The organism is Nocardioides dilutus (assembly GCF_054779555.1).
This window is the reverse complement of sequence record NZ_BAAGYA010000001.1, coordinates 265651-279410: the sequence shown is the minus strand read 5'-3', so window position 1 is coordinate 279410 and position 13760 is coordinate 265651. Positions and strand designations below refer to the sequence as shown.

Annotated in this window: 12 protein-coding genes; 9 read left to right on the top strand and 3 right to left on the bottom strand. The window is 71.3% G+C overall.

The window, feature by feature from the left end:
• The first annotated feature begins 2 nt into the window (after nt 1–2).
• Both ACYVC6_RS01340 and ACYVC6_RS01335 read left to right on the top strand, forming a co-directional pair.
• Complete coding sequence (locus tag ACYVC6_RS01340) at nt 3–1145, top strand: glycosyltransferase family 2 protein (protein ID WP_460710174.1); 1143 nt, start codon at nt 3–5, stop codon at nt 1143–1145.
• A 67-nt stretch (nt 1146–1212) separates the two neighbouring features.
• Nucleotides 1213–2766, top strand: coding sequence for a choice-of-anchor Q domain-containing protein (locus tag ACYVC6_RS01335; protein ID WP_460710171.1), 1554 nt, complete (start codon nt 1213–1215; stop codon nt 2764–2766).
• A 27-nt stretch (nt 2767–2793) separates the two neighbouring features.
• Here the strand turns inward: ACYVC6_RS01335 and ACYVC6_RS01330 are convergent, their stop codons facing one another.
• A complete protein-coding gene (locus ACYVC6_RS01330; protein ID WP_460710169.1) occupies nt 2794–3945 on the bottom strand; it encodes a MalY/PatB family protein in 1152 nt (383 codons plus the stop codon).
• Between the two features lie 103 nt (nt 3946–4048).
• Here ACYVC6_RS01330 and ACYVC6_RS01325 point away from each other — a divergent pair, with 103 nt between their 5' ends.
• The 5 genes from ACYVC6_RS01325 to ACYVC6_RS01305 all read left to right on the top strand — a co-directional run bounded on the left by ACYVC6_RS01325 (nt 4049) and on the right by ACYVC6_RS01305 (nt 8541).
• Nucleotides 4049–5206 carry a CaiB/BaiF CoA transferase family protein gene (locus tag ACYVC6_RS01325; RefSeq protein ID WP_460710167.1) on the top strand — a complete coding sequence of 386 codons (1158 nt, stop codon included), beginning with the start codon at nt 4049–4051 and terminating at the stop codon, nt 5204–5206.
• A gap of 15 nt (nt 5207–5221) precedes the next feature.
• The gene (locus ACYVC6_RS01320; protein ID WP_460710165.1) at nt 5222–5956 is read left to right on the top strand and encodes a glutamine amidotransferase; all 735 of its coding nucleotides are present in this window, start codon (nt 5222–5224) and stop codon (nt 5954–5956) included.
• A gap of 38 nt (nt 5957–5994) precedes the next feature.
• On the top strand, nt 5995–6189 hold the full coding sequence (locus ACYVC6_RS01315) for a CsbD family protein (protein ID WP_460710163.1): 195 nt from the start codon (nt 5995–5997) through the stop codon (nt 6187–6189).
• A gap of 210 nt (nt 6190–6399) precedes the next feature.
• Nucleotides 6400–7809: a DEAD/DEAH box helicase gene (locus ACYVC6_RS01310; protein WP_460710161.1), complete on the top strand. Its 1410-nt coding sequence runs from the start codon at nt 6400–6402 to the stop codon at nt 7807–7809.
• Between the two features lie 30 nt (nt 7810–7839).
• Complete coding sequence (locus ACYVC6_RS01305) at nt 7840–8541, top strand: lysostaphin resistance A-like protein (RefSeq protein WP_460710159.1); 702 nt, start codon at nt 7840–7842, stop codon at nt 8539–8541.
• Here ACYVC6_RS01305 and ACYVC6_RS01300 read toward each other — a convergent pair.
• Both ACYVC6_RS01300 and ACYVC6_RS01295 read right to left on the bottom strand, forming a co-directional pair.
• The gene (locus ACYVC6_RS01300; protein ID WP_460710158.1) at nt 8538–9458 is read right to left on the bottom strand and encodes an NAD(P)H-binding protein; all 921 of its coding nucleotides are present in this window, start codon (nt 9456–9458) and stop codon (nt 8538–8540) included. The genes ACYVC6_RS01305 and ACYVC6_RS01300 overlap by 4 nt on opposite strands.
• Nucleotides 9459–9489: 31 nt before the next feature.
• Nucleotides 9490–10242, bottom strand: a complete 753-nt coding sequence (locus ACYVC6_RS01295) for a MerR family transcriptional regulator (RefSeq protein WP_460710155.1) — start codon at nt 10240–10242, stop codon at nt 9490–9492.
• 26 nt (nt 10243–10268) lie between these two features.
• Between ACYVC6_RS01295 and ACYVC6_RS01290 the strand changes: the two genes are divergently transcribed.
• Together ACYVC6_RS01290 and ACYVC6_RS01285 are read left to right on the top strand one after the other, a co-directional pair.
• Nucleotides 10269–11480: an acetyl-CoA C-acetyltransferase gene (locus ACYVC6_RS01290; RefSeq protein ID WP_460710153.1), complete on the top strand. Its 1212-nt coding sequence runs from the start codon at nt 10269–10271 to the stop codon at nt 11478–11480.
• 73 nt (nt 11481–11553) lie between these two features.
• The gene (locus tag ACYVC6_RS01285) at nt 11554–13752 is read left to right on the top strand and encodes a 3-hydroxyacyl-CoA dehydrogenase NAD-binding domain-containing protein (protein WP_460710151.1); all 2199 of its coding nucleotides are present in this window, start codon (nt 11554–11556) and stop codon (nt 13750–13752) included.
• The last annotated feature ends 8 nt before the right edge of the window (nt 13753–13760 follow it).

Genomic DNA, 13760 nt, shown 5'->3' with positions numbered 1-13760 from the left:
CCGTGGCGACCCTGCGGATCGACGCGGACCATCCGGGCGAGCGCGGCAAGTACGACGTCGTCGAGGTCGTCGCGGACGACGTCGCCGGGCTCCGGGCGCTGACCGTCGCCCCGGGCGTCCGCGCCCTCGAGGTCGTGGTGCGCCTGACCGGGTCGACCGAGACACACCTGTTCGACTCCCGGGTGGCGGTGCACGACCTCGTCGTCGAGCTCGGCCGCGCGGCGGTGTGGCCGGCCACCCTGCCGCCGCCCGGACTGGGCACCACCGGCATCGACGTACGCGTCCACAACCCGGTGGGCCTGGTGTTGGACGACTCGCCCGTCCCCGACGCGGCCGATCTCGACCCCGGCCAGGTCGCCCGGCTGTCGATGCAGGGGGTGCCGTTGGCGTACGACCCGGCAGCCGGCCTGACGCTCGAGGAGCACAGCATCGTGGTCCGCCGGGCCGCGCTCGACACCTACGGCGCGATCCCGAAGCCGTCGGTGTCCGTGGTCATGGCGACCCGCCGGCCCGACATGGTCGAGCACGCGCTGGCCCAGGTCGCCCGTCAGCGCGGCGTTCCCGACCTCGAGCTGGTGCTGGCGCCGCACGGGTTCGACGCAGCTCCGGCCGGCGTCGAGGTCGTGCCCGTCAAGGTCGTGCCCGTGCCCGCCGACACGGTGTTCGGCGACGTCCTCAACGCCGCTGTCGCGGCCGCCGAGGGCAAGCTCGTCCTCAAGATGGACGACGACGACTGGTACGCGCCCGACTTCGTGGCCGACCTGCTGCGGGCCCGGGCCTACAGCGGCGCCGACCTGGTCGGCGCCCCCGACGACCTCTACTACCTCGAGGACCGCGACCTGACCCTGCGCCTCGGCCACCCCGGCGAGGTCTACAAGGGCTTCGTCGCCGGCGGCACGATGCTGGTCGACCGAGCCCACCTGCTCGAGCTCGGCGGCTTCGCCTCTGTGCCGCGCCACGTCGACAAGGCACTGACCTCCGCGGTGCGCGACGCCGGCGGCACCGTCTACCGCACCCACGGGCTCGGCTACGTGCTCCGCCGCACCGCCCGCGGCCACACGTGGGACGCCGACCTCGACGACCTCGTGGCGCGGGCGGCCCGGACCTGGCCGGGGTTCCGGCCCGGACGGCTCATGGGGCTCTGAGACACTGGTCCGTACCGGCGGCGCGTTCGTCACCCGAAAGGGTGAAGATGCAACTACATTGCGCGTCGTGCGCCGACTCGCCCTGCTGCCCACAGCCCTGCTCGCGCCCCTGCTCGTGCCGTTGGTCTCCGCGACGCCGGCGTACGCCGTCGACAACGTCATCTGCGTCGGCAGCCCGACCGGCGTCACCTGCAACGCCAACGCGGCCACCATCCCGGCCGCCATCAGCCTCGCCAACAGCAACGGCCTCCCCGACCTCATCGCGGTCGGTCCGGGCACCTACTCCGACGGGCCCTACCAGCTCAACGCCTCGGTCGAGCCGCTGACGCTGCAGGGCTCCGGCGAGGCCAGCACGACCGTCTCGCTACCCCCGTCGGCGTCGTCCCAGAGCTACATCGCCGCGCAAGGCGCCACGGTGCGGGATCTGACCGTCGTCATGAACGCCGCCCAGTCCGACAACGACGCAGGCGTCGACCTCTACAACTCGGCCACGGCCGAGCGCGTGACGGTCACCGGGCCGGGCGTCACCAACGTCGACGCCTTTGAGATCACCGCCTCGACCGCCAGCGACGTCACCGTCACGCTCGACCCCACCGCGAATCCCTCCAACACCGGCATCTACATCGATGGCGGCGGCCAGGTCACCGGCGCCTCGATCACGGCGAGCTACGGCGTCATCCAGTCCACCTCCGGCCTGACCGACGTGCTGTCGCGGATGTCGATCGTGGCCTTCTACTCCGGCATCGTCACCGACGGTGGCACCGTCGACCTCGACGACTCGGTGATCCGCATGGTCGGTGGCGACAACGCCATCGGCATCGAGGCAGCCAACTACAACCCCGGTGTGACCCCCAAGACGGTCAACGCTGAACACGTCACCGTGATCGGCAACAACGCCACCGGCTCGGTCGGGGTGCTGGCGGCCGCGAACACCCCGACGGTGCAGCAGAGCTCGACGGTCAACCTCAGCAACTCCATCGTCCGCGGGTTCGCCACCTCGCTCGTGGCTTCCGCCGCCAACAACGGCTCGCCTCTGGGAGCCAGCACCGCCACCGTCAACGCTTCCTACGCCAACTTCCAGAGCGACACCGCCGACATCGGCAGCGGTGGCGCCGGAGGCGTCAACGTGGGTCCCGGGCGGCTCAACGTCGACCCGCTCTTCGTCGAGGCGGCTGGGGGCAACCTCCGGCTCCAGTCCACTTCGCCGGTCATCGACATGGGCGACCCCGCCGCCGCGGGTCCGGCCGTCGACCTCGACAGCAATGCCCGTGTCACCGACGGCGACGGCGACGGCACGGCCCGGCGCGACATGGGTGCCTTCGAGTACCAGCGTCCCCCAGCACCGCTCGACTCCACCGCTCCGCAGACGACCTTCACAAAGACACCGGCGAAGCGGGTCACCACCCGGAAGGTGAAGTTCAAGTTCACCTCGGACGAGGCCGGTGTGACCTTCCAGTGCAAGAAGGACGCGAAGGCCTACAAGCCCTGTACCTCGCCGTTGCGGTGGAAGGTCAAGCTCGGCAAGCACGTGCTGCGGGTGCGGGCGGTGGACGCGGCCGGCAACGTCGACCCGACCCCGGCGCGCTACCGGTTCAAGCGGTTGCCGAAGCCGCAGCCGTAGCCGTAGCCGTAGCCGAAGCCGAAGCCGTCAGGCTGCACCGGCGAGTGAAGAGCCCATCCGCCTGACGATCTCGGTGAGCCGTTCGGGCGAGGTGGCGATGTTGAGTCGCACGTGCCCGGTCAGGCCGGGCTCGTAGTCGTGGCCGGCGGCGAGCCGGACGCCGCCCTTGGCCGCCACCGCAGCCGGGTCGTCGTGCCCGTAGGCGCGCAGGTCGAGCCAGGCAAGGTAGGTCGCCTCGAGCGGCCGTATCCGGGCCTGCGGCAGGTGCTCGGCGAGCAGGTCGGCGAGCAGCGCGCGGAGCTCGGTCAGCCTCTGGACCAGCGCGGCCAGCCACTCGTCGCCCTGGGTGTAGGCCGCGACCGCGGCGACCACGCCGAGCGGTGACCACGAGTCGTTTCGCGCCATCGGCACGCCCGTCAGCCGGTCGAAGGTCGCCCGGTCGGAGGTGACGATCTGGGCGCACTTGAGGCCGGCGATGTTGAAGGCCTTGGAGGCGGCGAGGACCGCGACGGCGTGGTCGGCGGTGCCCTCGAGGCTCAGGTAGGGGATGTGCTCGGCGCCCGGCAGGACCAGCGGTGCGTGGATCTCGTCGCTGATCACCCGGGCGCCGTGCTTCACCGCGAGGTCGCGGATGCCCTCGAGCTCGGCGCGGGTGTGCACGTGGCTGCACGGGTTGTGGGGGTTGGTGAGCAGCAGTGTCCGGGCGCCCTCGGCGAACAGCCGGTCGAGGTGGTCGAGGTCGAGCACGTAGGCGTCGCCGTCCGGGGTCACCGGGAGGTCCCACTGCGGGCGACCGGTGACCTCGGCCAGGCCGAGCTGCGGGGCGTACGCCGGGAGTGGCAGCACCATCGGGGCCAGGTCGGCGCCGAGCACGTCCAGGGCCAGCCGGACCCCGGCCGTCACGTCGACGGTCGCCAGCACCTGGCCCGGGTCGACGTCCTGCCCGAAGTGCCGGCCCGCGAAGCCGGCGTACGCCTCGCCGAGCTCGCCGCCACCCAGCTCGAACCGCGGGTAGCCGAGCTGGCCGCGGTCCACGGCCTCCCTGACCGCGGCCACCACCGGCTCGGCGACCGCGTAGTCCATCTCGGCGACCCACGCCGGGATCACGCCGGGCTCGGTCATGCCCCACTTGAGCGGGATCGCGGCTCGAGCCTCGTCGTCGGTCAGGTCGCGGATCACGAGACGGCATTCAACCCCACCAGAAAAGAAGCGTTCGTACGCTTCTTTTCGGCGGCGGGTTCCGGCCCGCGACAGGCTCGGTGGCTCTGACATGCTGCCGCCCATGGTGATCGAGCTGGGGCACGGGACGGGCCCACTCAGGGGCGTGAAGGTCGTGGAGATCGCCGGCATCGGGCCGAGCCCGCACGCCTGCATGATCCTGGCCGACCTGGGTGCCGACGTGATCCGCGTCGAGCGGCCGGGCGGCCAGCTGCTGGCGGGCGGGGCCAACATGCTGCTCAACCGTGGCCGGCCGAGCGTGGCACTCGACCTCAAGAACCCGGAGGCGACCGCGACCGTCCTCGAGCTGGTCCGCCACGCCGACGTGGTGGTCGAGGGCATGCGTCCCGGTGTCACAGAGCGGCTCGGCCTCGGCCCCGAGGACTGCATGAACGTCAACCCGAGGGTCGTCTACGGCCGGATGACTGGCTGGGGCCAGCACGGTCCGCTCGCCCAGGCGGCCGGGCACGACATGAACTACATCGCCATCACCGGGGCGCTGCACATGATGGGCCAGACGCCGGACCGGCCGCAGTTCCCCGCCAACCTCGTCGGCGACTTCGGCGGCGGGTCGACCTATCTGGTGATCGGCATCCTGGCCGCGCTGCTCGAGGCGAGGACGAGCGGCCAGGGCCAGGTCGTGGACGCCGCGATCGTGGACGGCACCGCCCACCTCAACGCGATGACCTCGGCGTTCGCGGCCGGCGGTGGGTTCAAGGAGGAGCGCGGGGCCAATCTGCTCGACGGCGGGGTGCCGTTCTACGACATCTACGAGACCGCCGACGGCAAGCACATGTCGGTCGCGGCGCTCGAGCCGCAGTTCTTCGACGCGCTGGTCACCCTGCTGGGAGTCAAGGAGACCTGCCCCGGGCAGGGCGACCTGGACCGCTACGACGAGATGCGCGCGGTCTTCACCGAGACGTTCAAGCAGCGCACCCAGGCGGAGTGGATCGCGCACTTCGAGGGCACCGACGCGTGTGTGGCGGGGATCGTGCCGATCAGCGAGGCGGTCCACCACCCCCACCTGGTGGCCCGCGAGACCTTCATCGAGCACGAGGGGATCGTCCAGCCCCAGCCGGCGCCGCGCTTCTCCCGCACGCCGGCGAGCCTGGGCCTGCCGCCCTCCGCGACCGCCGGCCAGCACACCCGGGAGGCCCTGACCGCCTGGGGCGTCGCGGACGTCGACGGACTGATCGAGCGCGGCGTCGCCGTCCAGGCCTGACTCGCGCGAGGAGACATGAAGCCCTTCCTGTTCCTCGGCATCCGCGCCCAGGACGCCGCCGCCGACGACGAGTACGCCGCGGTGCTGCGCTGCGCCGGTCTCGACGAGCGCGACGTACGCCGGGTCCGGATCGAGCGGGACGTCCTCGGGCCGCTCGACCTCGACGACTGGTCCGGCATCATCGTGGGCGGCGGGCCGTGGAACGTGAGCGACCCCGAGGACGAGAAGCTGTCCGAGCAGGTCCGCGGCGAGGCCCGGCTGCGGGAGCTCGCGCTGCAGGTGGTGGGGGCGGACTTCCCGTTCCTCGGCGCCTGCTACGGCGTCGGCACCCTGGGCACCCTCCCCGGCGGCGTCGTCGACCGCACCTACAGCGAGCCGATCGGGCCCATGGAGATCACCCTGACCGACGCGGGTCGCCAGGACCAGCTGCTGGGCGGGCTGAGCGACCGCTTCACCGCCCTGCTCGGCCACAAGGAGGCCGTGTCCCGGCTGCCGCACGGCGGGGTGCTGCTCGCGTCCTCGGCGACCTGCCCGGTCCAGGCGTTCCGGATCGGCGCCAACGTCTACGCGACCCAGTTCCACCCCGAGCTGGACGTGCCCGGGATCCTGACCCGCATCGAGGTCTACCGGCACTTCGGCTACTTCGAGCCGCACGAGGCCGAGGACATCATCGCGGGGTCGCGCGAGGCACACGTCACCGAGCCGCCGCGGATCCTGGCCCGGTTCGTCGAGCTCTTCGCGCGCGACTGACCCGTTTGCGCGGAGGGCCGTTCGGCAACCGGTCGGGCATGGGATTCGACGACAAGGCAGAGAACCAGGGCACTGACATCAAGGGCAGGGCCAAGGAGGCCGCAGGCTCCCTCACGGGAGATGACGAGCTGAAGTCCGAGGGCCGCGCCGACCAGGCCGAGGCGTCGGTCAAGAAGGCCGGCGAGAAGGCCAAGGACGCCATCGGCGACGTCAAGGACGCCTTCAAGAAGTAGCAGTCAACACGCTCCACCCCTCGTCAGGATGAGGGCTCCGACGGACCGCGCCCCTAGTATGAGAGCGCGGTCCGTTCAGTCTTGCCTCGGACCTGCCTGCCGCCCATCACGGGCCGGCACCCATCTGGTGAGACACACCACCACGAGTTAGTGACTCCCTTGTCTTCTTCTGCCCTGCCTGCCCCTACCCCCACCTTCGCCGCCCTCGGCGTGCCCTCCGACCTGGCCGCGGTGCTCGCCGCCCGCGACATCACGGTCCCCACCCCCATCCAGTCCGCGACGCTCCCCGACTCCTTCGCGGGTCGTGACGTCCTCGGCCGGGGCCGCACCGGCTCCGGCAAGACCTACGCGTTCCTGCTGCCGCTGGTCACGCGGCTGGCCGACTCCGGACGCCAGCGCCGAGCCGGCCGCCCGCGTGCGCTGATCCTCGCCCCCACCCGTGAGCTCGTCGGCCAGATCGAGCAGGCGCTCGCGCCGCTCGCCGCCGCCAAGGGCCTCACCACCCGCACGATCTTCGGCGGCGTCGGCCAGCACCCCCAGGTCCAGGGCCTGCGCCGGGGTGTCGACATCGTGCTCGCCTGCCCCGGCCGGCTCGAGGACCTCATCAAGCAGGGCCACTGCGACCTCGGCGCCGTCGAGGTCACCGTGCTCGACGAGGCCGACCACATGGCCGACCTCGGCTTCCTGCCCGCCGTACGCCGCCTGCTGGCGGCCACCCCCCAGCAGGGCCAGCGGCTGTTGTTCTCGGCGACCCTCGACCGGGGTGTCAACGTCCTGGTCAAGCAGTTCCTCCAGCAGCCGGTGACCCACGAGGCCGACTCGGTGCAGTCGCCGATCGCCGCGATGGACCACCACGTCCTGCACGTCGCGCGTGAGCACCGGGTCCCGGTGTTGGTCGACCTGACCAGCGCCCCGGGCCGGACCGTGGTGTTCACCCGCACCAAGCACGGCGCCAAGGCGCTGGCCCGCCAGCTCAACCGCAGCGGCGTCACCGCCGTCGAGCTGCACGGCAACCTCAGCCAGGGCGCCCGCACCCGCAACATGGACGCCTTCCACTCCGGCAGGGCGAGCACGCTGGTGGCGACCGACATCGCGGCCCGCGGCATCCACGTTGACGACGTGGCCCTCGTCGTGCACGCGGACCCGCCCTCGGAGCACAAGGCCTACCTGCACCGCTCGGGTCGGACCGCCCGCGCCGGCGCGGCCGGCACCGTCATCACCTTGATGACCCAGGAGCAGACCGGCGATGTCCGGGCGCTGACCAAGGCGGCGGGGATCAAGCCGACGATCACCCGCATCGACGGGCCGCGACACCCGATGCTCACGACCCTCGCCCCGGGCGAGCGTGTCCTGGTGGCCGGAGGCCTCGGCGTCCCCGCCGACGACTCCGGTCCCCGCTCGGGCGGGGCCGGCGGCAACCGCGGTCGCTCCGGTGGCCGCGGTCGCTCCGGCGGCCAGCCGCGCTCGGGAGGCCAGAAGCCGGCGACCGGGCAGAAGCCATCGGGTGCCGGCAACCGCTCCCGCCGCCGCGGTGGCCAGGGCGGCCAGGGCGGCCAGGGCGGTCAGTCCTCGGCCGGCCGGAGCCACACCGCGTCATCGTTCAGCAGCGGCCGCCGCTGAGCCCTGCCGGCGCTTCGTAGCATCGAGCTGATGAGCCAGCTGCAGGTGTGGGTCCGCCGGGCACTGTGGGACGTCGTCCCGCGTGACCAGCGGGACACGCCCGGCCGGCTGCGTCGCCGGCAGGCCGTCACCATCGCGTTCGTCCTGCTGGGGGCGCTGGTGCTCGGCCTCTCGTTGCGCGTCGAGCCGGGCAACCGCTGGTTCTACGCCTGGACGGTCGGCCTGGCGGCGGTGTGGGCCGTCGGGGCCCTGGCCTCCGGCCGCCTCCACCTGGGCCGGATCGTCTTCCGCGACCGGCACACCCGTCCGATCCTGACGCCGATCGCGATCGGCGCGCTGCTGGCCGGGGTGTTCGTGCTCGGCGCGCTGCTGGTGCGCAGCATCGACCTGCTCGCCCCCCTCGAGGACCAGGTCGTCTCGGTCATCGACTACGCCGACCAGGGCTCCTTGCCGATCCTGGTCGTGATCACCACCGTCAACGGGATCGCCGAGGAGCTGTTCTTCCGGGGTGCGGCCTACGCGGCCATCACCAGGTCGCCGGTGCTGTGGACGACGCTCGCCTACGCCGTCGCGACGCTCGCCACCGGCAACGTGATGCTGTCCTTCGCGGCGGTGCTGCTCGGGGTCGTCTGCGGGCTGGAGCGCCGGGCGTCCGGCGGGATCCTCGGTCCGATCCTCACGCACTGCACCTGGTCGCTGATCATGCTCCTGGTGCTGCCGCTCGTCTTCTAGCGCTCGTCCTCGATCGCCCGACGCACCGCCTCGGCGTACGACATCGGCTCACCCGGCACGATGTCCCGGATCGAGTGGTCGGTCTGCAGCACCTCGGTGCTCATCGAGTGGATGAGGTTGGCCGCCGTGGTCGTGTCGACGTCGGTGACGAACCGGATCCAGTGCGCGGACAGCCCCGGGGTCAACACGGGCACCGTCACGATCGGCACCCGGCGGCCGTTGATGACCTCGGCGGCCTGCTGGAGCATCTCGACGTAGGTGAGCCGGTCGCTGCCGCCGATCTCGTAGACCTGGCCGTAGGTCTTCTCGACGCCGACCACGCCGACGAGGTAGCGGATCACGTCGTCGAGGGCGATGGGTTGGGTCCTGGTCGCGGCCCACTTCGGCACCACCATCGCCGGGAGGTTCTTGACGAGCTGCCGGGTCATCTCCCAGGAGATGCCGCCGGCGCCCACCACGATCGCTGCGCGCAGCACCGTGACCGGGACGCCGCTGGCGCCCAGCAGTCTCTCCACCTCGCGCCGTGAGCGCAGGTGCGCGGACAGCTCCTCGCCGTCCTTGCCGAGCCCGCCGAGATAGACGATCTGGCTCACTCCGGCGGCCGCCGCGGCCAGTGCGAAGGAGCGCGCGGCCTCGGCGTCCATCTGCTCGAAGTCGTTGTCGTCCAGGGAGTGCACGAGGTAGACGGCGACGTCGACACCCGAGACCGCCTCACCGAGGGACCCGGCATCCGACACGTCTCCGGCGACCGGCGTCCCGGGGCCGTCGTAGTCGTCAGGGTTGCGGGTCATCGCCTTGACGTCGTGCCCGGCCTCGAGGAGGGCGGGGACGAGTCGGCTGCCGACGAACCCGGTCGCGCCGGTCACCAGCACGCAGAGCGGTCGGCTGTCGGTCGGCGGGGTCGCCGGGGGTGTCATGGTCACGAGCCTAGGTACCCGTTCGCAGCGGTCACCGTGTGCGTTTGGCGATGCCTTCGCGCTTGGTCTCGTCCATCGCCGCCTCGTAGGCCGAGACCAGGGCCGCGATCGACAGTGGCTTGATCTTCTCCACGACCTGCCGCACGGTCTCCGGGGAGGCGCCCTGGTCGCGGTAGACCGGCCAGACCAGAGTCCGGAAGAGGTCGTAGAGCTCCTTGGCGACCTCTCGACCGTGGCGGGCGTACATGTCGGCGGCGGCGAGCGCGGCCTCGGTCGGGAAGCCGAGCTCGAGCAGCCCCAGCCCGACGGAGAGCTGGGAGACGGCCACCTGGTACTGCCCGCGCTTGAGCGGGAACACCACGCCGAGCGCCGCGAGCGTGCGCAGCTCCTCGTCGGTCAGGTCGCGGCCGGCTCGTGCGGACAGCTCGCTGCGCGACATCTCGATCGGGCGCTCGACGTCCCAGGGCGCCAGCATGGTCCGGGCCAGGGCCAGGTCCTCCGGGGTCGCGTCCGCGGGGATGCCGGCGACGTACTTCTCGATGGCCGAGAGCGTGAAGCCGTGGCTCTGCAGCTCCTGGACCAGCTCGAGCCGGCCGACGTGCACGCGCGAGTAGTAGCCGGACCGCCCGCGGCGGATGGGCGGGGGGACCAGGCCCTTGGTCGTGTAGAAGCGCACGTTGCGCACGCTCATCCCGACTCGCTCGCAGAGCTCGTCGAGGGTGAGCAGCTCCTCCTCGGGGGACTGCCCCGTGAGTGAGGCCACATCCCGGTCTCTGTTGACCATGACAGTAATGCTGTCACAATCGACGAATGCCTGAAGCATTCGTCTATGACCACCTCCGCACCCCTCGGGGCAAGGGCAAGGCCGCCGGCTCCCTCCACGAGGTCAAGCCCGTCGACCTCGTCGTGGGACTGATCGACGAGCTGCGCACCCGCAACCCCAGCCTCGACACCAACCGGATCGACGACGTCGTCCTCGGCGTCGTGTCTCCGGTGGCGGACCAGGGTGGTGACATCGCCAAGACCGCGGCGCTCGCCGCCGGGCTGCCCGAGACCACGGCCGGCGTGCAGCTCAACCGCTTCTGCGCCAGCGGCCTGGAAGCCGTCAACCAGGCGGCGTCCCGGGTGCGCGGCGGGTTCGAGGACCTGATCCTCGCCGGCGGGGTCGAGTCGATGAGCCGGGTGCCGATGGGCTCCGACGGCGGCGCCTGGGCCTCCGACCCGGCGACCGCGCTGAAGACGGGCTTCGTGCCCCAGGGCATCGGCGCCGACCTGATCGCCACCATCGAGGGCTGGTCCCGCGACGACGTGGACGCCTACGCCGCAGAGTCGCACCACCGGGCCGCCAAGGCGTGGGCCAACGGCTACTACGCCCGCTCGGTCATCCCGGTCAAGGACATCAACGGCGTCACGATCCTCGACCACGACGAGACGATCCGCCCCGACACCTCCCCCGAGGGCCTGGCCGGCCTCAAGCCGAGCTTCGCCCAGATCGGCGCGGACGCCGGCTTCGACGACGTCGCCCTCGAGAAGTACCACTGGGTCGAGAAGATCAACCACGTCCACCACGCGGGCAACAGCTCCGGGATCGTCGACGGCTCCGCCCTGGTCGCGATCGGCAACGAGCAGGTCGGCACCGACCTCGGCCTGACCCCGCGGGCCAGGATCATCAGCGCCGCCGTGTCCGGCGCGGACCCGACGATCATGCTCACCGGCCCGGCACCGGCCGCCCGCAAGGCACTGGCCAAGGCCGGCCTCGAGGTCGGCGACATCGACCTGTTCGAGATCAACGAGGCGTTCGCCGCGGTCGCGATGCGGTTCATGCGCGACATGGGCATCTCCGACGAGATCACCAACGTCAACGGCGGTGCCATCGCGATGGGCCACCCGCTCGGTGCGACCGGCGCGATGATCCTCGGCACCCTCATCGACGAGCTCGAGCGGCGCGACCTGCGCCGCGGCCTCGCCACGCTCTGTGTCGGCGGCGGCATGGGCATCGCCACCATCGTCGAGCTCGTCTGAGCCCACCCCGTTGGTCGAGGAGGTCGCGCAGCGACCGTCTCGAGACCTCGCAAGCGAAGAACGGAACGCAACCATGAGCACAACTGCTGAGCAGCAGACCGCCGTCCACTACGAGAAGGACGCGGACGGCATCGTCACGCTGACCCTCGACGACCCGACGGCCAGCGCCAACACCATGAACCAGCTCTACATCGACTCCATGGCCGCGGCCGTGGACCGGCTGTACGACGAGGCGGACTCGATCACCGGAGTCGTGGTCACCAGCGCCAAGAAGACCTTCTTCGCCGGCGCGAACCTCAACGAGATGGTCAAGGCCGGCCCCGAGGACGCACAGTCGGTCTTCGAGCTCGCCGAGCGGGTCAAGGCCGGCCTGCGGCGGCTCGAGACCTTCCCCAAGCCGGTCGTGGCCGCGATCAACGGGGCCGCCCTGGGCGGTGGCTACGAGATCACCCTGGCCTGCAACCACCGGATCCTGGTCGACGACCCCAAGGTCGAGGTCGGCCTGCCTGAGGCGAGCCTGGGGTTGCTGCCCGGCGGCGGTGGCGTCACCCGGGTCGTCCGGCTACTCGGCATCCAGGACGGCCTGATGAACGTCCTGCTCCAGGGCACCCGCTTCCGGCCCGCCGACGCGCTGAAGAACAAGCTGGTCGACGAGCTGGTCGCGACCCGCGAGGAGCTGGTCCCGGCGGCGAAGGCGTGGATCAAGGCCAACCCCGACGCGGTCCAGAACCCGTGGGACGCCCCGGGGTACAAGATGCCCGGCGGCACGCCCAAGACGCCGGCGCTGGCGGCGTTCCTCCCGGCGTTCCCTGCGTTGCTGCGCAAGCAGCTCAAGGGCGCGGACTACCCGGCCCAGAAGGCGATCCTGTCGGCTGCCGTCGAGGGCGCCCAGGTCGACTTCGAGACCGCCTCGCGCATCGAGTCCCGCTACCTGACCAACCTGATCGTCAACCAGGGCTCGAAGAACATGATCCAGGCGTTCTTCTTCGACCTGCAGGCGATCAACTCCGGCTCGCTACGCCCGCAGGGCATCGAGCCGTGGAAGGCCACCAAGGTCGGCGTGCTCGGCGCCGGGATGATGGGGGCGGGCATCGCCTACGTCTGCGCCAAGGCCGGCATGGAGGTCGTCCTCAAGGACGTCGAGGTCGCCAACGCGGAGAAGGGCAAGTCCTACTCGGAGAAGATCCTCGACAAGGCGATCTCGCGGGGCAGGAGCACCGAGGAGAAGAAGGCCGAGCTGCTCGGCCGGATCCTCCCGACCGCCGACGCGGCCGACCTCAAGGGCTGCGACCTGGTGATCGAGGCGGTCTTCGAGGACCCCTCACTCAAGCACCAGGTGTTCGCCGAGATCGCCGAGCACGTCAACCCTGACGCGCTGCTGTGCTCCAACACCAGCACGCTCCCGATCACCGAGCTCGCCACCGGCGTCGACCGGCCGGCCGACTTCATCGGCCTGCACTTCTTCAGCCCGGTCGACAAGATGCCGCTGGTCGAGATCATCAAGGGCAAGGAGACCTCGGACGTCGCGCTGGCCAAGGCCTACGACGTCGTCCAGCAGATCCGCAAGACACCGATCGTCGTCAACGACAGTCGCGGCTTCTACACCTCGCGGGTCATCGGGTTCATGGTCAACGAGGGCATGGCGATGCTGGCCGAGGGCGTGCACCCGTGGAGCATCGAGCGGGCCACCACCCAGGCCGGCTACCCGGCACCCGTCCTGCAGCTCTCCGACGAGCTCAACCTCGAGCTGATGGCCAAGATCGCCAAGGCGTCCAAGGAGGCGGCCGAGCGGGAGGGCAAGGAGTACGGCCACCCCGGTCTGGCGGTCGTCGACAAGATGCTGGAGGCCGGCCGCGCCGGTCGCCTGCGCGGGGCGGGCTTCTACGACTACGACGAGTCGGGCGCCCGTGGGTCGCTGTGGGCCGGTCTCGCCGACCTCTTCCCGGTCGCGGAGAAGCAGATCCCGTTCCAGGACGTCAAGGACCGGATGTTGTTCGCCGAGGCCCTCGAGACCGCCAAGTGCTTCGAGGAGGGCGTCATCGAGTCCGCCGCGGCCGCCAACATCGGTTCCATCATGGGCATCGGCTTCCCGCCCAACACCGGCGGCGCCGCCCAGTTCATGACCGGCTACGAGGACCCGCAGACGGGCGAGATCGGCCTGGCCGCGTTCGTCAAGCGGGCCGACGAGCTGGCGGCGGCGTACGGGGACCGCTTCGCGCCCACTCCCTGGCTGCGCGACCTCGCCACGTCGGGCGGGTCGTTCCCCGTCTGACCCCCTGA

Bases quoted from the DNA above. Each gene is read 5' to 3' on its own strand.
- ACYVC6_RS01325 (WP_460710167.1), top strand. From the start codon at position 4,049: ATGGTGATCGAGCTGGGGCACGGGACGGGCCCACTCAGGGGCGTGAAG.
- ACYVC6_RS01320 (WP_460710165.1), top strand. From the start codon at position 5,222: ATGAAGCCCTTCCTGTTCCTCGGCATCCGCGCCCAGGACGCCGCCGCC.
- ACYVC6_RS01315 (WP_460710163.1), top strand. From the start codon at position 5,995: ATGGGATTCGACGACAAGGCAGAGAACCAGGGCACTGACATCAAGGGC.
- ACYVC6_RS01305 (WP_460710159.1), top strand. From the start codon at position 7,840: ATGAGCCAGCTGCAGGTGTGGGTCCGCCGGGCACTGTGGGACGTCGTC.
- ACYVC6_RS01300 (WP_460710158.1), bottom strand. From the start codon at position 9,458: ATGACACCCCCGGCGACCCCGCCGACCGACAGCCGACCGCTCTGCGTG.
- ACYVC6_RS01295 (WP_460710155.1), bottom strand. From the start codon at position 10,242: ATGGTCAACAGAGACCGGGATGTGGCCTCACTCACGGGGCAGTCCCCC.
- ACYVC6_RS01290 (WP_460710153.1), top strand. From the start codon at position 10,269: ATGCCTGAAGCATTCGTCTATGACCACCTCCGCACCCCTCGGGGCAAG.
- ACYVC6_RS01285 (WP_460710151.1), top strand. From the start codon at position 11,554: ATGAGCACAACTGCTGAGCAGCAGACCGCCGTCCACTACGAGAAGGAC.